This is a genomic window from Desulfobulbus rhabdoformis (assembly GCF_016919065.1).
Classification (GTDB): Bacteria; Desulfobacterota; Desulfobulbia; order Desulfobulbales; family Desulfobulbaceae; genus Desulfobulbus; species Desulfobulbus rhabdoformis.
This window is the reverse complement of sequence record NZ_JAFFQA010000007.1, coordinates 50,437-68,794: the sequence shown is the minus strand read 5'-3', so window position 1 is coordinate 68,794 and position 18,358 is coordinate 50,437. Positions and strand designations below refer to the sequence as shown.

Annotated in this window: 20 protein-coding genes; 9 read left to right on the top strand and 11 right to left on the bottom strand. The window is 51.8% G+C overall.

Going from position 1 to position 18,358, the window contains the following annotated elements:
* Positions 1–290: 290 nt before the first annotated feature.
* From JWJ90_RS05335 to JWJ90_RS05300, 8 genes are all read left to right on the top strand, one after another.
* The gene (locus tag JWJ90_RS05335) at positions 291–773 is read left to right on the top strand and encodes an RrF2 family transcriptional regulator (protein WP_205226168.1); all 483 of its coding nucleotides are present in this window, start codon (positions 291–293) and stop codon (positions 771–773) included.
* On the top strand, positions 770–1,045 hold the full coding sequence (locus JWJ90_RS05330) for a DUF4492 domain-containing protein (RefSeq protein WP_205226167.1): 276 nt from the start codon (positions 770–772) through the stop codon (positions 1,043–1,045). Before JWJ90_RS05335 ends, JWJ90_RS05330 begins: the two co-directional genes overlap by 4 nt.
* Positions 1,042–2,580 carry a cytochrome ubiquinol oxidase subunit I gene (locus JWJ90_RS05325; protein ID WP_205226166.1) on the top strand — a complete coding sequence of 513 codons (1,539 nt, stop codon included), beginning with the start codon at positions 1,042–1,044 and terminating at the stop codon, positions 2,578–2,580. The genes JWJ90_RS05330 and JWJ90_RS05325 overlap by 4 nt, the downstream gene beginning before the upstream one ends.
* Position 2,581: 1 nt before the next feature.
* Complete coding sequence (locus tag JWJ90_RS05320; RefSeq protein ID WP_205226165.1) at positions 2,582–3,730, top strand: cytochrome d ubiquinol oxidase subunit II; 1,149 nt, start codon at positions 2,582–2,584, stop codon at positions 3,728–3,730.
* A 537-nt stretch (positions 3,731–4,267) separates the two neighbouring features.
* Positions 4,268–5,491 carry a 3-deoxy-D-manno-octulosonic acid transferase gene (locus JWJ90_RS05315; RefSeq protein ID WP_205226164.1) on the top strand — a complete coding sequence of 408 codons (1,224 nt, stop codon included), beginning with the start codon at positions 4,268–4,270 and terminating at the stop codon, positions 5,489–5,491.
* Positions 5,488–6,231 (top strand): 3-deoxy-manno-octulosonate cytidylyltransferase, encoded by a 744-nt coding sequence (kdsB, locus tag JWJ90_RS05310; protein WP_205226163.1) that lies wholly within the window; start codon positions 5,488–5,490, stop codon positions 6,229–6,231. Before JWJ90_RS05315 ends, kdsB begins: the two co-directional genes overlap by 4 nt.
* 19 nt (positions 6,232–6,250) lie before the next feature.
* A complete protein-coding gene (locus JWJ90_RS05305; RefSeq protein WP_205226162.1) occupies positions 6,251–7,645 on the top strand; it encodes a TolC family protein in 1,395 nt (464 codons plus the stop codon).
* On the top strand, positions 7,642–8,067 hold the full coding sequence (locus JWJ90_RS05300; RefSeq protein ID WP_205226161.1) for an acyl-CoA thioesterase: 426 nt from the start codon (positions 7,642–7,644) through the stop codon (positions 8,065–8,067). The genes JWJ90_RS05305 and JWJ90_RS05300 overlap by 4 nt, the downstream gene beginning before the upstream one ends.
* A gap of 52 nt (positions 8,068–8,119) precedes the next feature.
* Here JWJ90_RS05300 and JWJ90_RS05295 read toward each other — a convergent pair whose 3' ends face one another.
* The 4 genes from JWJ90_RS05295 to JWJ90_RS05280 all read right to left on the bottom strand — a co-directional run bounded on the left by JWJ90_RS05295 (position 8,120) and on the right by JWJ90_RS05280 (position 12,807).
* Positions 8,120–8,617 carry a TlpA disulfide reductase family protein gene (locus JWJ90_RS05295; RefSeq protein ID WP_205226160.1) on the bottom strand — a complete coding sequence of 166 codons (498 nt, stop codon included), beginning with the start codon at positions 8,615–8,617 and terminating at the stop codon, positions 8,120–8,122.
* Positions 8,618–8,692: 75 nt separating this feature from the next.
* A complete protein-coding gene (locus JWJ90_RS05290; protein WP_205226159.1) occupies positions 8,693–9,394 on the bottom strand; it encodes a cytochrome c biogenesis protein CcdA in 702 nt (233 codons plus the stop codon).
* Between the two features lie 260 nt (positions 9,395–9,654).
* Positions 9,655–11,289 (bottom strand): hydantoinase/oxoprolinase family protein, encoded by a 1,635-nt coding sequence (locus tag JWJ90_RS05285; protein ID WP_205226158.1) that lies wholly within the window; start codon positions 11,287–11,289, stop codon positions 9,655–9,657.
* A 390-nt stretch (positions 11,290–11,679) separates the two neighbouring features.
* Complete coding sequence (locus JWJ90_RS05280; RefSeq protein ID WP_240194761.1) at positions 11,680–12,807, bottom strand: phospholipase D-like domain-containing protein; 1,128 nt, start codon at positions 12,805–12,807, stop codon at positions 11,680–11,682.
* A 289-nt stretch (positions 12,808–13,096) separates the two neighbouring features.
* Here JWJ90_RS05280 and JWJ90_RS05275 point away from each other — a divergent pair, with 289 nt between their 5' ends.
* Positions 13,097–13,390 (top strand): GNAT family N-acetyltransferase, encoded by a 294-nt coding sequence (locus JWJ90_RS05275; protein ID WP_205226156.1) that lies wholly within the window; start codon positions 13,097–13,099, stop codon positions 13,388–13,390.
* A 104-nt stretch (positions 13,391–13,494) separates the two neighbouring features.
* Here the strand turns inward: JWJ90_RS05275 and pgsA are convergent, their stop codons facing one another.
* From pgsA to dapA, 7 genes are all read right to left on the bottom strand, one after another.
* Entirely contained in the window at positions 13,495–14,067 is a 573-nt protein-coding gene (pgsA, locus tag JWJ90_RS05270; RefSeq protein ID WP_205226155.1) for a CDP-diacylglycerol--glycerol-3-phosphate 3-phosphatidyltransferase, read from the bottom strand.
* Positions 14,064–14,807 carry a lytic transglycosylase domain-containing protein gene (locus JWJ90_RS05265; protein ID WP_205226154.1) on the bottom strand — a complete coding sequence of 248 codons (744 nt, stop codon included), beginning with the start codon at positions 14,805–14,807 and terminating at the stop codon, positions 14,064–14,066. The genes pgsA and JWJ90_RS05265 overlap by 4 nt, the downstream gene beginning before the upstream one ends.
* A gap of 114 nt (positions 14,808–14,921) precedes the next feature.
* The gene (gene fsa / locus JWJ90_RS05260; protein ID WP_205226153.1) at positions 14,922–15,566 is read right to left on the bottom strand and encodes a fructose-6-phosphate aldolase; all 645 of its coding nucleotides are present in this window, start codon (positions 15,564–15,566) and stop codon (positions 14,922–14,924) included.
* The gene (locus tag JWJ90_RS05255) at positions 15,563–15,838 is read right to left on the bottom strand and encodes a YHS domain-containing protein (RefSeq protein ID WP_205226152.1); all 276 of its coding nucleotides are present in this window, start codon (positions 15,836–15,838) and stop codon (positions 15,563–15,565) included. Before JWJ90_RS05255 ends, fsa begins: the two co-directional genes overlap by 4 nt.
* Positions 15,839–15,967: 129 nt before the next feature.
* On the bottom strand, positions 15,968–16,483 hold the full coding sequence (folK, locus tag JWJ90_RS05250) for a 2-amino-4-hydroxy-6-hydroxymethyldihydropteridine diphosphokinase (protein WP_205226151.1): 516 nt from the start codon (positions 16,481–16,483) through the stop codon (positions 15,968–15,970).
* A gap of 39 nt (positions 16,484–16,522) precedes the next feature.
* Positions 16,523–17,335, bottom strand: coding sequence for a 4-hydroxy-tetrahydrodipicolinate reductase (gene dapB, locus JWJ90_RS05245; RefSeq protein ID WP_205226150.1), 813 nt, complete (start codon positions 17,333–17,335; stop codon positions 16,523–16,525).
* Positions 17,336–17,356: 21 nt separating this feature from the next.
* On the bottom strand, positions 17,357–18,238 hold the full coding sequence (gene dapA / locus JWJ90_RS05240) for a 4-hydroxy-tetrahydrodipicolinate synthase (protein ID WP_205226149.1): 882 nt from the start codon (positions 18,236–18,238) through the stop codon (positions 17,357–17,359).
* Positions 18,239–18,358: the final 120 nt, after the last annotated feature.

Here is an 18,358-nt window from a genome sequence, read left to right as displayed (position 1 = left end):
ATTGACAGCCGTTCTCAATTAAAATATATGGGACCATATTAATCTTATTTATCCCTTTACTTTTACCTGAATCCGTGAGCATTCATCGGTACGTCAGATTTGTAGTTTATAACATGCCGATTAAAGTAAACTTTATCGGTGTGTTACAAGCAATGAAGATGGCGAGCTGATAGATGCACCAAAGGGCGGCGGGTGAAACTAAATAACAAGATATTTTTTTAAAACTTATTCTTATCAAAATGATACGATGTTCAGTGACCACCAGCCGTCACGGATTCAGGTTTTGATTTATGCGCTTAACTCGAGCTGCCGAATACGCCATACGCTGCATTATTTATCTCAGTCGCCGTGGTCGAGGTGTCCTGACCAGTCGTCAGGAAATTGCCGCCCAGGCCGATATCCCCATCCATTTTCTGGCAAAGATTGCCCAGGACCTTGCCAAAGCCGGACTGATTGAAATCCGCCAGGGAGCAAAAGGTGGTTTTCTCCTGAGCAAACTGCCTGCCGCCATCACCCTTTTGGATGTCGTGGAAACCATGATCGGCGAGATATACCTAAACGACTGCATTGCCCGCCCTGCCGGGTGTAAGCGAAGTTACCACTGCGCCGTGCATCGCGTCTGGCTGGATGCACGTGATCAGTTGCGCGACACGCTGCGCCGAGTCACCTTTGACCAACTGATTACAGATACGTCCTGCCTACCCTATCCAAAGTCCATGCTCGAATCCAAGCCACTGGAAACCAATACTTCCGCTCGAGGTGACCTGCAATGAGTACATCCCCGCATGCAGCCCCTGGCCTGATTCTTCGTGTTTTCCATTTTTACCGGGATGGATTTCGCCAGATGACCGTGGGGCGCACGCTCTGGAAAATTATTGCCCTTAAACTCTTTGTCATGTTTGCCGTTTTGAAATTCTTTTTCTTCCCCAATTTTCTGGCAACTGAGTTTACAACTGATTCCCAACGGGCCGACCATGTCATCAACAATCTGACTCGGTCTGTCCAAAGAAATGTAACAACCCCCGTTAAAGGAGAGAAACTATGATCGAAAACCTGGACCTCGGCATGGTCAACTGGGCTCGAGCCCAGTTTGCCCTCACCGCGATGTACCACTGGCTTTTTGTGCCCCTGACTCTGGGCATCACCTGGATCATTGCCTTTTATCACTCTATCTATGTGAAAACAGGCAGTGAAGAGTGGAAGCGGCTGACAAAATTCTGGATGAAGCTTTTTGGTGTCAACTTCGCCATCGGCGTGGCCACCGGTATCATCATGGAGTTTGAGTTTGGCACCAACTGGTCAAACTACTCCTGGATGGTCGGTGATATCTTTGGCGCACCACTCGCCATTGAAGGTATCTTTGCCTTCTTTATCGAGGCGACCTTCTTTGCCGTCATGTTTTTTGGCTGGAACCGTGTCTCTAAAAGATTTCATCTCTTCTCCACCTGGATGGTTGCTGTTGGTTCCAACCTCTCTGCCGTCTGGATTCTGGTGGCCAACGCCTGGATGCAATACCCTGTTGGCCAGGCCTTCAACCCGGATACCGCCCGCTTCGAAATGCAGAATTTTGCTGAGGTGGCATTTTCCCCCTACGCGGTGAATAAGTTTGTCCATGCCACAAGTTCGTCCATGCTGATGGCAGCTCTGTTCATCATCTCGATCTCGTCCTATTATCTGTTGCGCAAGCGCCACATCATGATGGCCAAACGTTCCATCGCTGTAGCGGCAATTATTGGTCTGATAGCCTCTGTCTTCACCATCTTCAACGGTGATGAGTCCGCCTATGAGATTGCCCAGGTGCAGCCAATGAAACTCGCTGCCTTCGAGGGGCTCTACGAAGGTGAAACCAATGCTGGCCTGGTTGCCTTTGGCCTCATCAACAGAGACAAAAAAGTCTTTGATACCCAGGACCCCTTTGTAGGATTTCACCTCAAGATTCCTGCCGTTCTCTCGCTTATGGCTAACCGTTCTTTTGGTTCCTTTGTTCCGGGTATGAAAGATCTGGTGTATGGCAACAGTGAGCAGGGGATTCTGGGGGCTGCTCAGAAAATGGAACGCGGACAAAACGCAATCGACAGCCTGAATGCCTACAAACAGTCCCAGAAAGACGGTGACGCTGAAGCGGCTGCAAACCACCTGACGGCCTTCAACGAAAACAAAGAGTTCCTGGGCTATGGTTATCTCACCAAACCCGAGGAAGCTGTTCCCCCGGTCGCCTTGAGCTTTAACGCCTTCCACATCATGGTTGCCCTGGGTACCCTCTTCCCCATCATTTTCATTGGCTATCTCTACTTCAGTATGAAAGGAAAACTGGAAGAGAAAAAGTGGCTTCTTGGTTTTGGTACCATCACCTATTTCCTGGGCATGATTGCATCCCAGGCCGGTTGGGTTCTGGCTGAAGTTGGTCGTCAACCCTGGGCTATTCAGGATCTGCTGCCTGTCACTGTTGCCCGCACCAACCTGACCAGTGGTACCGTCCAAACCACCTTTTATATGTTCCTGATCCTCTTTACCCTGCTGCTCATTGCCGAGATCAGTATCATGGTAAAACAGATCAACATCGGACCGGAGGAAAACTAAGATGATTGAAAATCTGGATTATGTAACCCTGCAGCACCTCTGGTGGCTGCTCTGTTCCGTGGTCGGGTCGCTGTTTCTCTTTCTTAACTTTGTCCAGGGAGGGCAGAGCCTCCTCTGGCAGGTGGCCAAAACCCAGACGGAAAAAGATCTGGTGATTAACTCGCTTGGCCGCAAATGGGAGCTGACCTTTACCACTCTGGTTCTCTTTGGTGGAGCGCTGTTTGCCTCCTTTCCCAAATTCTACTCCACCTCCTTTGGTGGCGCCTACTGGGTGTGGATCGCGATCCTCTTTACCTTTATTATCCAGGCGGTGAGCTACGAGTTTCGCCGCAAACCTTGGAATATTCTGGGCAGCCTGGTCTACGAGGGCTTCCTTTTCATTAATGGTGTGGTGGGCATTCTCCTTATCGGTGCAGCGGTTGGTACCTTTTTCACCGGCTCCAACTTTCAACTCGATGGCAACAACTTCGTCACCTGGACCCATCCCTTCCGTGGCCTGGAAGCAGCTCTCAGCCTCTCACTCTCATCTATTTTCAATATCGCCATGGGGCTGTTTCTGGTCTTTAATGCCCGCACCCTGGGATCGATGTATCTGATCAACAATATCGAGTTGGGTGAGGTTCCGGATATGGAGCCCCGCCTGCGCAAGGCCTGTTTGCAGAACCTGATTCTCTCCCTGCCCTTCTGTCTGATCATAGTTGGTTCGCTGTTGTTCATGCGCGGCTACGGCATCAACGATCAGGGCGCCATTGAGGTGGTCAGCTTTAAATACTTTTTTAACCTGCTGGCAAATCCCTGGCTGCTCCTCCTGCTGCTTGCTGGCCTGGCTCTGGTTATTTATGGCGCCTGGAATACTGCAAAAACAACCACAACCAAAGGCATCTGGTTTGGTGGCCTGGGCACCGTTTTCATTGGCCTTTGCGTCTTGCTGCTGCCCGCCTATAACAACACGGCCTTTTATCCGTCCAAGGTGGATCTGCAGTCCAGCCTGACCATTTACAACGCCTCCTCCAGCCCCTACACGCTGAAGGTCATGACCTATGTCGCCCTGGGGATCCCCTTTGTTCTGGCCTATATCGCCTACGTCTGGTGGTCAATGAACCGGACCAAAATTAAAATTGAGGATACTGGCGATCGGGCTGCGTATTAATTTTAGGGAATTTTGAATAATTGTTTTTTCTGCCAATCTCTGCGTCATGCTCAAAATTTTATCCTCGGAATATCAACTATATGCCTGTGGTAAAATTTTTCACAATCCTTGACCTTGATTGAAAAATCTAATTATTCAAGACACCCTTTATCCTGTTGACCACATCTGGAGAGCTCTCCTCTCCAGGTGGCCAAACTTAGATGAGGTACAAGCTATGAGTATCATGAGTATCGTTCTCTGTGTTTCCTGGGTAGCGGTTCTCGCCGTTTCCTTCTTTGTGTCGGTTTCGGTGCTGAAAAAACTCAATCTCTATTAAAATCGCCTCAACGCGATAAGTAACTGGGGGGAGGTGAACCGATTGGTTTTCCTCCCTTTTTTTGTTGTTGTAAAGATTTCCACGACAGGCTAGGTTTTGTAAATAGTATTCACTTACCAAGGAAAAACCTGTCTCTTCCTGTTTATATGGCCAATCCTTTATCGATTTTTTATACTCTTCTTTGGGCCTGCGTACGCCCGCTTCTCCACAAGAGTCCACGTATGACTCTTGGCTGGGAGGAACGGACACTAACAAAACCACTTCCCGGTCCGGTCGATATCTGGATTCAGTCCGCCTCCGGTGGCGAATCTATGCTCAGTGGTATGGTACTGACCCAGTTAGCCAAGGCCACCAAAGCCGATACTCCACTCTCCATCCTGGCAACCGCAGGAACAAAGCAGGGAATTGATAGCCTCCACAAGGTCTGGGGACAACTCGACAGTACTACTCAATCCGCTCTTCAGCTCACAATCAGATATTTTCCCCTTGATGCCCCAGCTACAATGGCCAGAGCCTTTGCCGCCACCCGCCCGCAGCTCGCAGTGATCGTAGAAACTGAACTCTGGCCAGGCTATTTCATGGCCGCCCAACAGGCCCAGGTTCCAGTACTTCTCATAAATGGCCGCATGTCAGAAAAAAGCTTCAGGAGCTACCGACTTTTTCGCACTTTTTTCATGCAGTATGGTCCCAAACGCGTATTGGCTATATCCGAAGAGGACCGCTCACGTTTTGCCTATCTGCTTGGCCCAGAGCGCGTTACCACGCTCAACAACCTGAAATTTGATCGTATTCATCCCAAAGAACTGTCTTCAACTGCCCCCACACACCACCCTCTGCTCGCAGAACCTAGCCCTTTTATTGTGCTGGGCTCCATTCGCCAAAAAGAAAAAGCAAAAATTCTTGCGACCATTTATGCTATCCTGCAGGAACGCAAAGATATTGTTATCGGTTTATTTCCCAAGCATATTGAATGGGCCGATGACTGGGTTGCATCACTTGCACAGCAAGGGATCTCTGCGCAAAAACGCTCAACAACCAAAACACCTGCTCCTCCATGCTCGGTTCTTGTCTGGGATACCTTTGGTGAACTGGCAGAGACCTATCAATATGCCGATGCCGCCTTTGTCGGAGGTTCTCTTGTTTCCCAGGGGGGACAAAATTTTCTTGAACCACTGGCTTTTGGGGTACCAACAATCATTGGGCCTCATTGGGATAATTTTTCCTGGGTTGGCCGCGATATAGTGAAGAGTGGATTGGTGAGAGAGGTGAGCGATGAGGTTGAACTGAGCCGGGTATTGCTTTCAGCTCTCAAGAGGCCAAGTTCTCGCGATGCAACACTTGCTCTGGTCCGTGACTATCTCCACCCACGCCAGGGGGGAACAAACGTAGTCTGTAAAGAAATTCTATCAATACTTTCAAGTACAACAAAGAGAATGCACGCATGAGTTCACCCGTCTGTTACGGCATCATTCCGGCCCGCTATCAATCGCATCGGTTCCCGGGAAAACCGCTTGTGGATATTCTTGGTAAACCCATGTTTTACCGCGTCTACGAACGGGCAATCAGTTGCAGCAAATTACAACAGGTCTGGCTGGCAACAGATGACCAGCGCATCTTCGATGCAGCGACAAAGCTCAATGTTCCTGTTGTCATGACTTCCGTTGACCACCATAGCGGATCCGATAGAATCAAAGAGGCGGCGGAACAACTCAAACTGGACGATGAAGCGGTTATTGTGAATATACAGGGTGATGAACCCGCACTTGACCCTTCGATGCTCACAGAACTGGTAGCTCCCTTTGATGATGCCTCTACACAGGTCACGACCCTTGCCCGAGTCATTGACGCTCAAGAGGCTGAAAATCCCGATCGGGTCAAGGTCGTCCGCTCGAATCGTGGGCATGCCCTCTACTTTTCCCGATCAAAAGTACCGTATATTCGTGACGAGGAACATTCGCAAACAGACTATTATCTGCACATCGGTATCTATGCGTACCGTTTTTCAGTGTTGAAAGCCTTTACCTTACTCCCTCCGAGTCCACTTGAAGATATCGAAAAACTTGAACAGCTTCGGCTTCTGGAAGCGGGAATAAACATTCATGTAGTCATGACGAACTATACTGGATTTGGTGTTGACCGCCCTGAAGATGTAGAACAAATTATCAAGCAGTTACAACAGCAATAAGGCCCCCCTGGAGGCAATCATGCATCGCATCATTCTGACCCTTTTTTTTGTCAGTACCTGTTTGTCCATACACCTCGGTTTTGCCCAGGTAGAGCCTCGGTCACCGGACCTTTCCCAGCTAACCATTCTAACAATGCGCACGGCCCAAGAGGTTGCCCTCAGCAAAAATCCCAACATGGCTGCGGCCCGGACTCGAATCGAACAAGCCAGGGCCCGTGTACGCCAGGCAACAGCTGCCTGGTGGCCCAGTTTGGACCTCAGCGCAGGTGCGGCTCGTCAACGGCTCTCCAATAATCAACATGCCTATAACCAACTTCTCTCCCAGCGCTTGGGCCCAACCGCCTCTACCGATCAGAACCTGGAAAATTACAGTGCCGGTCTGCAGGCGACCTGGGTCCTCTTTGATGGTTTTTACCGGAACTTCAGAGAAAAGCAGGCAAGCTTCGATGAAAACTCCAATCGAGCTGCCATGGCGGACAGTCAGCGGCTGCTGATCAACTCCGTGGCCGAGGCCTTTCTCAACGCGCAGCTGGCCCAGACCAAAATAGATATTGCCCAGGCCGATAAGACCTTTTATCTGCGACAGCTTGAAGATGCGCAAAACCGATTTGATGTTGGGGCTGGGCCCTGGGGCGATGTGCTCAACATCAAGGTACAGGTCAACTCGGCCAAAACCTCCCTGATCGGTGCTCAACGTGAATTTGAGGCCGCAGGGTACGGACTGGCAGCCCTTATGGGAATTGACGATGCCGCCCTTCCCTCTCAGCTGCGCCTGCAATCGCTGGATAAGCAATGCCCCATTAAAAGCAACACCGAAGAAGTCAGCACACTGATCACCGAGGCACTCGCCCAGCGCCCTGATATTCGTCAACTCGAGGCAATGGTTAAGCAGGCGGATGCGGCGCAAGGGATGGCCAAGGCTCCGCTGTATCCGAAGGTGCAGATAGCCGGAGCCCTGGAAGGTGAACGTGAAGGAGATAGCGGGCTTGACAGCAATGATTTTGGTCATACCCTGGGGATCAATATGAGCTGGAACCTCTACGCCGGTGGAGCGGATAAGGCACGCATGATAGAGACCGAGCAGGCCAAACGGGAGGCGATCTATACCCTGGCGGGACTGCGCAACTCGGTTGCAGCGGAAATCAGGCAGGATCTGGCCCTTCTGCAGGCCGCAGAAGAGCAGGTACGCCTCCAGCGGGAAACCGTGAAACTGGTTCAGGAAAACAGAGATCTGGCAAAAAACGAATATGAGGCAGGCGAGGCCTCGCTGGTTCGGCTGAATGAGGCACAGCGGGATCTCACAGCGACCCACGGTCGTTATGCCCAGGCCCTGGTCTCCTATCAACTGCAGAGACAACGACTCCAGGCTGCAACAGGTCGCAACCTGGCCAACCTCACGCTCAGTTCAAAATGAAAGGGTTTGGTACAACCACACTGGTCGTTCCGGAATCGGCCATTGATGTCAATGGTCATGTGAACAATGTTCAGTATGTGCAGTGGATGCAGGATGCGGCCATGAACCATTCAGCAAGCCTGGGTTGGGCCACGGAACGCTTTTTGAGCCTGGGCAAGACCTGGATTATTCGCTCACACAGTATTGAGTACTACCACTCAGCCTATGCAGGTCAAACCATCGAAGTGCTTACCTGGGTGGCTCATTTTCAGAAAATCCGGTCTCTGAGAAAGTACAAGTTCATTCGTCCAGAAGACGGGGTTGTCCTGGCGAAGGCGGAAACGCTTTTCATCTTCTGTGATCTGAAGACGGGCCGCCCCATTACCATCCCGCCTGAGGTACAAGAGGCTTACCCGATTATCGATCCTGCTGATGAACCATAAAAAATAGGGGCGAGACCATGTCGTATTTTCTTTTCCCTCGTTTCTCCCAGGATTACTCCGCGCTCAACCTCGCGAAATTCTCCTGACTGATATCCGGGGTCATGAAATTGCGAAAACGGACCACTCCATGTTTGTCCGCCAGGACAATGGTGGGCACACCGATGAGGTTGTATTTGGCAGTCACCTGACCATTGGTATCAAAATACGAGGGATAGGCCATCTTGTTCTTCTGGGCAAACTTTCGAGCCTTCTCCACTGAATCGTTGTAGCCCACATTGACCCCAACAACCTCCAGCCCCTGGCTTTTGTATTTTTCCACCTGGCTGTTGATTTTTGGTACCTCAGCCCGGCAACTGGGGCACCAGGAAGCCCAGAAGACCAGCATCACCGGTTTGGCGCCAATACTCTGTGTCAGATCGATCGGATTTCCGTTGAGGTCAGTCCCTTGAAAGGGAATTAGCTGTTGCCCCTCCTGCACAGCCCAGAGAGAGGAAGGAAGGAAAAGAAAGCAAAAGATCAGGAGCAAGGCCTTGAGTGGGGATCGTTTCATAACTGTTTTGACTCTTTTATTCTGTGGTTTCCCAGTACGTAACTGTGTCTGTGGTAACGATGACCTGATGCAGGATTAAAAGAAGAGCTTTCCTGCCTGCACAAAAAAGTATTCCGCCAGCCCAATCATCAACAAGCCCATCCCTTTCTTAATTTTGACCATCCAGGCGCCGGAACGGGGAATGGAGGTCAGTATACTTGAAAAGGTGCCTACGCCAAGGAGCAGCGCTCCCATACCCAGGGAAAAGGCAAACAGCAGCAGGCCTCCTGCAAGGAGGCTGTTGTGCGTTGAAGCGGTATAGGCAAGCAGGGTCCCCAATACCGGTGTTGTGCAGGGCCCTGCAACCAGAGCAGAAGAAATACCTGCCAGAAAAATCCCCCCCAACCCCAACCGTTTTGCCCCGATACGTGCCGCGAAGGTTGGCAGTGCGAACACATCCAGCATCCCCAGGCCAAAGAGCAAGATAACATTCCCCACCACAAGAAAGGTCCAGGGGCTGGAGTTGATAGCCCCGAAGAATCGCCCGGTAGCCGCAGCAAAGACGCCCAAGGCAGCGTAGGTCAGGGCCATTCCCACCACATAGGTGAAGGATAAACCAAACCCTCGCCAGCGGGATCCGCCAACATTGGCATGACCTATAACACCAGCGGTTATAGGAATCATCGGATAGACGCAGGGGGTCAGACTGGCCAAAATTCCGCCCAAAAAGGCGATAACCACCGAGACAATCAGCGAGGATTGGAGGTAGATGTCAAACTGGCTGAGAAGAAACTCCATTGGACAGGCTCCAGGTACTTTTGAGAGTATTTCTCAAAAAGAATAACCAATGTCCGGCTGATGTAAAGGAAAAACTCGTAAGCGATCACGGGGCACCGAATCTGCGGTGTTATTGGCCTGTTTACGTACGGTGTACGCTGCACAGGCCGATGCCTAGCATCCCGTCACCTCGCAATCGCTTACTGGTCGAAGATAGGGAGCTTTCGACGCTTGCCCCCAGGTTGGTTACAAAAATTCTTGCTCCCCTGTTTCCAATCCTATCAGTTGGTCTTGTTTTCTCCGATAAGTGCTGCCCCAATGGCATTGCCCACCTCGCAATACTCGGGAAACTGCACGGTGGTTCCCAGCCGTTTGGCGATCCCCGGCAGAAAACTACGGGCAGCGGCACCAATACCTATCAAGGGGACCTTCAACGCAAATTTGACCGAGAACAGCTCATTGTCACGCCGGTTAAGAAACGGTGTGCTTTGATCCCCCTGCCAGACCGTCCGCCCCAGATATTTCAGCAAGATGGTTTCAATGGCATCCTCGGTTACTTCGATCACCTGCTGGCAGAACTCCTCCACGCTTATCCCCAGGGTCTTTGCAAGCACTGCAGCACCGGCCCGACTGGCCTCTTTATTCCCGATATCAATGTGCCCCAGAGCATGCAGGGCATCGGTGGGTGTAAAACCGACCAGCACCAGTTGTTGGAGAAACATCAAGCGCTCCAGTCGCTTTTCAAGCACAATACCGCCGACACTGGTTTTTTCACCAATGAGACTGGGAGAGCAGGGACCGTTTTCGGCCAGGAAACGCAAAATCGGATCAGCGACAACGATATCCGGGTCAAGTCCAGGCACCGGAACCACCAGCTGTTCGTCAAGGCCAAGCTGTAGCCAGGTGGCAGGATCCGGGAGGTCAAGTGTCATCGCCAGAGGCTGGACCCGCGTTTTTTTCAGCTCAGGATGCCCGTCAACGCAGATGAGATGGCTGTCACCACCGGCACCTGCGGTGTACATATCGACCGCCTCCACATGAGTCCGCCACTGGCCGATGACACAGCCCTCTTTATTGAGCAATGGCTCACCATCTTTAAGTAGACAGACATCGGTGGTCGTGCCCCCGACATCAACCACCAGCGCTGTACTGACACTGTCTCCGGCACCAAAGCGTGCCGTGGCCGCCGGACCACTGGCCATGGTCACTGCTGCCTGATCAGCGATGGTATCAAGCGGTTCCCCTTGACCATTCCCGCAGATAATCGTCACCGGGCACTCCAGACCGACACCGAGCATAGAACGCTGAATGGAGGCCAGGAAATCCACCATAAGGGGCATGAGCTTGGCGTGCAGACAGGCAGTCGCCGAGCGTTCCAGCATACCGGGATGCTCAGAGACCAGGTGGGAGCAGAAGACTGGCTTACCCCCGTCTATCATCTTGATCGCCTCCTGGGTCACCAGCTCATGGGCGGGGTTTTTAATGGACATGGCCCCACAGACGGCATAACTGTCGACTTCTTTGGCGAGACCGGGAATGGTGTCAATCAGGGTCTCGATATCCAGGGGTTCATCTTCATCGCCGGTGATGGTATGGCCGCCTTTGACAAAGATATTGGCCACAACCGGTAATTTGAAATGGCGCACATAGCCAAGAACAAAGAGACCGACACGGGCTCCACGCCCCTCAACCACCGCGTTGGTTGCCAGGGTGGTGGAGACCGAAAGCCGGGAAACTTCACTGGGCTGCACAGATTGCTTTAAAAGCCCTGCCAGGGCCTGGCCCACGCCGACACTGAGGTCATGGTGGGTGGTCCGTTCTTTATGCCAGGCAATGACCTTGCCCGTTGCACTTTCCATAAGGACGGCATCGGTGTAGGTGCCGCCTGTATCAATGCCGATGCTATATCCGCTCATAAGGCTCATTATACATGTTCAAATATAAAAAAAATACGCGGCCCAAAAACCAGCAATACCCGCGCACGAGTTATTTTTTTACTAACAATCAAATCTATAGGGAATCTTGAATAATTGCTTTTTCTTCCAATCCCTGCGTCACGCTTAAAATTTTATCCTCGGAATATCACATATATGCCTGCGGTAAAATTTTGCGCAATCCTTGGCCTTGATTGAAAAATCTAATTATTCAAGACACCCTACAAATTGAAAAATGGTGCTGATGGATACCATCGGCTCCCCTGAAAAGCAAGTAGTGCCTGGCTCCATCCCCCGGCAGCAGATATTTATCACCTTGTATTCGTGAGCTCCCACCCACCGTCACGGTTACCCCTGAATTCGTGATTTAGGTTAGAGATAGCGTCCCAGGGGGGAAAGCAGCCATTCACAGAAGCGCTCAAACCAGCCTCGACGTTCATAGACAAGCGGGTCGATTCGTTGGGATTTCTCCAACTCCTCATGAAAAAGTGTATCCACCTGCTGGCCAAAGGGCTGACTGGCCACGATGACATTGATCTCAAAATTTCGGTGAAAGCTGCGGGCATCCAGATTGGCCGATCCCAGGGTTACCCAGCTTGTATCCACAGCCATCACCTTGGCGTGGAGGATGGTCCCCTGTCGTTCATAAATCTGCACACCAGCAGCAAAAAGAGGCTTCAAGTAGGCCCGCCCGACAATCTTCACCACAGGAACATCGCTGATGGAGGGAAGTATGATCTGGACACGCACGCCACGTCGAACCGCCCGCAAGAGCGAGCGTACAACTCGCGGACCAGGGACAAAATATGGCGTCATGATCTGGATTTTTGCCTCTGCCCCAGACATGGCAAGACGGAAGGCATTGCGAATCCGAGGCCTGTTCATATGGGGACGTCCATTGACAATAACCACATCCGCCTCTCCCTGCGGCTCCCCCTCCGATTGCTGCGGAAAATTCCTGAAACTGCCATCAAGCCGCTTCCAGGTTCCCTCAAAGACTCGCTGCAACTCTTGAGCTGCGGGGCCGTCCAAACGCATCCCCACATCACGCCAACGGGTATAGTTTTCGCCAAACCCAGAATACTCATCCCCCACATTGAGGCCGCCGACAAAGGCTGTCTGGCCATCAATCACAACCAGTTTGCGATGGTCACGAATATCCAGCAACCGAAGTCTGGTAAGAGAGGGAGGGTTAAAAGGGAGACATTCCACACCATGCTCTCGCAGGTCATTCCAATAGGCGTCCGGGGTCTCAAATGATCCCAGGGCATCATAGATGAGAACAATGCCGACTCCCCGACGGCAGGCCTTCTTCAAAGCCGTCGCCAAGAGCATTCCGGTTGTATCGGCTTTTATGCTATAAAACTCTATGCAGATGCAGGTCCGAGCCATTTCAATGGCTGCAAGCAGGGCCGGGAAAAAATTTCCCCCATGAGGCAGCAGGTCCACCCGGTTGCCGGGAAAATACACAAGCTCACCACGACGTAGTATACGCTTCAAAAGTCGAGTCAGCCGCTGTTTTGTTTTGTATTTTTCAAAGAGGACCATGGATAACGAGAGGAGTGCTCACAGATTCAGGAACGAATGATAGTCGACTCTCTGCATTGCCCAAATTCTGCAGAGGATGCCGCTGCCCGGGATGACCAGCAGGGGAAAAACAACGTTTCTATCTTGATGTGCTTGAAGGCAGACAAAATAATGCATATCTCCAACAGGAGAGCACTCCCATTGCAGGTAATCTTGCCAAGACGGGAAATACAATACAACTCTGAAATGAAGGAGGAGAAAGATGACCATGCAACCGGTTAAAAATGAACTGATGCAACGCTTTGAGCTGGCGGTTGAGGGGAAGGTTGCCATCCTTGAATATAAAGAGCAAGACAACAACGTGCTCGTCTTCACCCGCACCTATGTCCCACCTGAACTCCGAGGAAAAGACCTAGCCGCTCTGCTGACTCGCTTTGCGCTTGAGGATGCACGGAAACAGGAGAAAAAGGTGGTCCCTCAGTGTTCCTACACGGCAATGTTTATGAAACGCAACAAGGAATTTGGCGAACTCAGGGCAGCGGAAATCGGCCTTTAATTAGCCGCTATCACGAATTCAGGGAACACTCTTATGAAGGAAGAGGACTGATCATATTCTCGTCGTCCGAGGAATAGCCGGTACCCTTGCACAGGGTGCTGGTTTTACTCTGCGTCTTCAAGAAAGATACGGCGTAACTTATAAAAATAATCAGCCCCAGACCAAACAGTCATCACCAGAGCAACATAGAGAATGGCCAGTCCGATCTGATGCAGATGGGGAATCGGCAACAGTCCCAGGGGAAAGATCAGGGTACCGAGCGCAATGTACTGAATGATGGACTTCCATTTGCCCAGTTTACTGGCTGCGACGACAACCCCGGAAGAGGAGGCGACACCACGCAACCCGGTGACAACGATTTCCCGGCAGAGAATAATCAGCGCGATCCAGGCGGGTAATCTGTCGGTGGGGATGAGCATGATCAGAGCCGTGGTTACCAGAACCTTATCGGCCAGGGGATCCATCAGCTTACCCAGCACGGTCACCTCTTTATACTTGCGTGCATAGTAGCCATCAATCCAGTCTGAGCCTGCGGCGATAGAGAAGACCAGCCAGGCGACAAAGGCTACGCCGGTGGTTTGCTCGAGGAGTAAAAGCAACATCAGGCAACCGGAGAGAATGAACCGACTGCCTGTGATCAGATTGGGGACATTAAAAATTTTGGAACGACGCTTCAATTGACGGTTACCATTTTGCGGACATTGATATTTTTGGCAGCTCGAGGACGACTTTTTCGCTTGTAGGAACGGTAATTCTCTAGAACCTTTGCCACATAGTTCTTGGTTTCAGGGATATTGGGAATGACGTTATGTGGAGCCACCCTTCCTGGACCTGCATTGTAGGCTGCTAAAGTTAATTCCACATTTTGATCAAAGTTGTCAAGCAGGTAGCGTAAATACTTGGCGCCACCGTTGATATTCTGCGCTGGATCAAAAGGATCTCTGACCTTCAAATCCCTTGCGGTTCCGGGCATGAGCTGCATCAATCCCTGGGCCCCTTTGGGGGAAATGGCCTGAGGGTTAAAGTTTGATTCGGCTTTAATCACCGCCTTAATCAGCAAGGGATCGAGCTTGTGTTCGCGCGCGGCCAATTGAATGTAGCGATTGAGAGCGTGGGGCCCGGAGCCTACGTTCCGCCTGGAGGAACGGAAGTGCAGAGGGCGAGAGGCATGACGAGCCAGCTTGGCGGGGGCCAAAGCAGAACGGGAGTGACGGGTGATGGTGCGAATAAGCTGATCTTCCGGGGAGCTAACCCGTCGGGGAGGCCGCTTACTCAGCTTGTAGCGCCCGGTGCCAGGAACGTTGGTATAGTGGCAAATGCCACGGGCATCAACATAGGCATACATCGCCGCACCAGCTGCTCCAGGGAGTACGAGTACCAGAAGGAGAAAAACTATCAGGCTAGGGCGTGGACGCATGGGCACTCTCTTCGATGCGGAAGTGGGCCAGAGTGGAGACGATTGTATTCACGGCCATGCTCGTACCTTCAGGTATGTACCCTGAAGGTACGAAGCATGCTCGTGTTCTCGACCTTACTTTTGTCGTTTTTCCCAGTCTGCCAGGAACTGCTGCATACCGATATCGGTCAGCGGATGTTTGGCCAGCTGGGCAATAACTTTGTAGGGGATGGTGGCGATATCAGCACCAAGAAGCGCTGACTCAACCACATGCATTGGGCTGCGAACCGAGGCAACAATAACCTCAGTGGCATACCCGTAGTTACGCAGTATTGACATTATATCGGCAATTAAATCCAAACCGTTAATGGAAATATCGTCCAGGCGGCCAACAAAGGGGCTCACATAGGTGGCACCGGCCTTGGCTGCCAGAAGTGCCTGTGCGCTGGAAAAGATCAGAGTAACATTGGTTTTGATACCTTCGGCACTCAAAATTTTCACAGCTTTCAAGCCTTCCTCAATCATGGGAATCTTGATCACGATATTATCCGCGATCTGCACCAGTTCGCGAGCCTCGGCAACCATGCCTTCGGCATCCAGGCTGATGACCTCGGCGCTGACCGGTCCCTCAACCAGGGAGCAGATCTCTTTGAGGATGTCCAGAAAAGGCCGGGGCTCTTTGGCCACAAGAGACGGGTTGGTGGTCACTCCATCGACCATGCCCAGGGCCAGGGCATTTTTAATCTCATCAATGTTGGCTGTATCGATAAAAAACTTCATTGCTCTCCTTGTTGGCTTTGTTCAGCAAATTGATCACAGCAGCGTTCGCTGCAGAAATAGTAGGTTTTTCCATCCTGACGCAGTCGTAGCGCCTGGTGTTTGGGGATCAGGACGTGGCAGACAGGATCCTCGACCAGCACGTCCTGAGGATCTTCTTCAGGTGGCGGCTCCGGTGGAACAGATTGCTGAGAGTTGTTGCTCAGACTCCGACGGAGCATACGCCAACCAATATAAAAAAGTATGGCCAGGATTAACAGGCGAAGTGGTGTCATAATAGGTGCTTTCTTCCTAGCTTTGCCTGGTTAGACTCTCTTCAGCATGTGTATTATAGCTCTGAGTAACCAAATGTCTAACCGTATTGCAGTTACATCCGTGAAAACCCGACAAGTGGCCTTCCTTGACTACCAGGTGGACGCAACAACCTGCTGGTTGGCGACCTTGGGCAGGTGGGCTTTTGTCCAATCCGACAGAAGAGAGTCAAAAGGCGAGATTCTGATCTCGCCCGCGAGTTCCAGAAGAGGGGCAAGCACAAACCGTCGTCTGGCCATTTGTGGATGTGGGAGTGTCAAGTACGCCGTATTGAGGATGCAATCTTCATAGAGAAGCAGATCAAGATCAAGGGGGCGGTCCTTATAGCCACTCATGTCCAAATCACGGCGACGACCAAACTGATGCTCCACCCTCTGGAGGACTTCAAGTAAACCAAGGGGGGAAAGCGTGGTTGTCACAATGCCCACTGCATTGAGAAACCAGTTTGTGCTCTCCATGCCTACCGGCTGACTTCGATACGGGGCGGACAAATGCTTGCAACGCACCTCAGAACACTCGGCCAGCGCCTGCCAGGCGCGTTGCAAGGTCTGTCCCGTGTTGCCCAGATTTGCCCCTAAGCCGATCACCGCCTGGTGCTGCCGGCTCATCGCGTCGCTCTACTCAATCTCTTTCCCGGAAAAAGTTGGTTAGAAGTTGGCCAGATCCAGCACATCAAACATGGTATACATGCCCTTGGGCTGTTTACCGATCCAGGCAGCGGCAAGTGCCGCGCCACGGGCAAAGTTATCCCGGCTGGTCGCCCGGTGAGTGATTTCAACACGCTCACCAGCTCCTGCAAAATAGACGGTATGCTCTCCCACGATATCGCCACCGCGAATGGTCTGAATCCCGATCTCTTTATCAGTGCGCTCCCCGATAATACCGTTTCGCTCCATGATCCCGCACTGCTCCAGGTCTCGACCAAGGGCGCTTGCAGCCATCTGGCCAAGTTTCAGTGCAGTCCCTGAGGGGGCATCTTTTTTCATACGATGATGTGCTTCAACGATCTCAACATCATAGGCATCACCGAGAATGGCAGCGGCCTTTTCCACCAGCTTAAAGAGTACATTCACGCCGACAGCCATATTGGGTGATTGGACGCAGGGAAAACTCTCCTCTGCAAGGCCTTTGATCGTGCTCAGTTCATCACCACTGAGCCCGGTTGTTCCAATAACCATAGCCACACCGTGCTGAGCGGCGATCTGGGCAAAGCCTACCGTTGCCTCATGGAAGGTAAAATCAATGAGGACATCCGCCCCATCGATGACCGATTCGATGCCTTCACTGATGGTGACGCCCGTCTCTCCAAGCCCACTGATGGCTCCGGCATCCTTTCCCAAAGCCGAGCTGCCAGGGCGTTCAAAAGCACCAGAAAGGGTCAGTTCCGGATGGTTCAGGACCATGTGAATAATCCGCTGCCCCATTCTTCCGGCTGCACCGGCTACAATTACGTTGGTCATCTTCTTCAACCTCAGCTAAAATTAGAGCAATCCACAATCCTTCATATCACGAGTCAATCGAGCCTCACCGGCGGCATCGATTGCGGTCATGGGCAGACGCACCTCGCTGGAACCGATTTTCCCCATCAGCTCCAACCCTTTTTTGGCGGGGGCCGGGCTCGGGTAGCAGAACATGGCGCCCATGAGGTCAAAAAGCTCATAATGGAGCGCCTTGGCCTTGGCCGCATCGCCCACCATGGCAGCTTCCATCATTTGTGCTGTTTTCGCCGGCTCAAGATTAGAAACAACCGAGATAACGCCTCTGCCACCGATCATTGCCGTGGGCATGGCGGTAAAGTCATCACCGGAGAGCACGATAAAATCCTGTGGACAAAGCTTGATGATCTCAGAGATCTGACTAAGATTACCACTGGCCTCTTTGATGCCGATCACGTTGGGGTGCGCAGCCAGGCGGGCAACCGTTGCCGGCAACATGTTGGTGACCGTCCGGCCGGGAACGTTGTACAGAATCATGGGGACATCGACCGCCTCAAGGATCGCGGCAAAATGCTGGTATAATCCTTCCTGGCTTGGTTTGTTGTAATAGGGGACAACGGAGAGAACCGCATCGGCACCGGACTCCTTGGCCGACTCGGTCAACTCAATGGCTTCCAGGGTGTTATTGGCCCCGGTCCCGGCGATAACAGGAATCCTGCCGTTCACAGTCTGCACCGTCAGCTCAATGACCCGTTTATGCTCCTTAAAACTTAAGGTTGCCGATTCACCGGTGGTTCCACAGGGCACGATGCCATGAATACCGCTTGCAATCTGAAATTCAATCAGATCTACCAGCCCCTGCTCATCAACGCGGCCATCTTGCATGGGGGTGACCAATGCGGTTATCGCTCCCTCAAATCGCTCCATCTTTCCTCTCCTGTCATGTATCTTTCTCCAGCAACTGGAGATTTCCCCCAGCGCGGCAACCACTCCAGCCGGTAATTCTCAATTATATGAAAACGTTAGCTTACACGCCTGCGTACCTTT

Coding starts and splice junctions, on each gene's coding strand:
- JWJ90_RS05300 (WP_205226161.1), top strand. CDS start 7,642: ATGAAAGGGTTTGGTACAACCACACTGGTCGTTCCGGAATCGGCCATT.
- kdsB (WP_205226163.1), top strand. CDS start 5,488: ATGAGTTCACCCGTCTGTTACGGCATCATTCCGGCCCGCTATCAATCG.
- JWJ90_RS05305 (WP_205226162.1), top strand. CDS start 6,251: ATGCATCGCATCATTCTGACCCTTTTTTTTGTCAGTACCTGTTTGTCC.
- JWJ90_RS05330 (WP_205226167.1), top strand. CDS start 770: ATGAGTACATCCCCGCATGCAGCCCCTGGCCTGATTCTTCGTGTTTTC.
- JWJ90_RS05275 (WP_205226156.1), top strand. CDS start 13,097: ATGACCATGCAACCGGTTAAAAATGAACTGATGCAACGCTTTGAGCTG.
- JWJ90_RS05295 (WP_205226160.1), bottom strand. CDS start 8,617: ATGAAACGATCCCCACTCAAGGCCTTGCTCCTGATCTTTTGCTTTCTT.
- JWJ90_RS05265 (WP_205226154.1), bottom strand. CDS start 14,807: ATGCGTCCACGCCCTAGCCTGATAGTTTTTCTCCTTCTGGTACTCGTA.
- dapA (WP_205226149.1), bottom strand. CDS start 18,238: ATGGAGCGATTTGAGGGAGCGATAACCGCATTGGTCACCCCCATGCAA.
- JWJ90_RS05320 (WP_205226165.1), top strand. CDS start 2,582: ATGATTGAAAATCTGGATTATGTAACCCTGCAGCACCTCTGGTGGCTG.
- fsa (WP_205226153.1), bottom strand. CDS start 15,566: ATGAAGTTTTTTATCGATACAGCCAACATTGATGAGATTAAAAATGCC.
- JWJ90_RS05335 (WP_205226168.1), top strand. CDS start 291: ATGCGCTTAACTCGAGCTGCCGAATACGCCATACGCTGCATTATTTAT.
- dapB (WP_205226150.1), bottom strand. CDS start 17,335: ATGACCAACGTAATTGTAGCCGGTGCAGCCGGAAGAATGGGGCAGCGG.
- JWJ90_RS05290 (WP_205226159.1), bottom strand. CDS start 9,394: ATGGAGTTTCTTCTCAGCCAGTTTGACATCTACCTCCAATCCTCGCTG.
- JWJ90_RS05255 (WP_205226152.1), bottom strand. CDS start 15,838: ATGACACCACTTCGCCTGTTAATCCTGGCCATACTTTTTTATATTGGT.
- JWJ90_RS05285 (WP_205226158.1), bottom strand. CDS start 11,289: ATGAGCGGATATAGCATCGGCATTGATACAGGCGGCACCTACACCGAT.
- JWJ90_RS05325 (WP_205226166.1), top strand. CDS start 1,042: ATGATCGAAAACCTGGACCTCGGCATGGTCAACTGGGCTCGAGCCCAG.
- folK (WP_205226151.1), bottom strand. CDS start 16,483: ATGAGCCGGCAGCACCAGGCGGTGATCGGCTTAGGGGCAAATCTGGGC.
- JWJ90_RS05315 (WP_205226164.1), top strand. CDS start 4,268: ATGACTCTTGGCTGGGAGGAACGGACACTAACAAAACCACTTCCCGGT.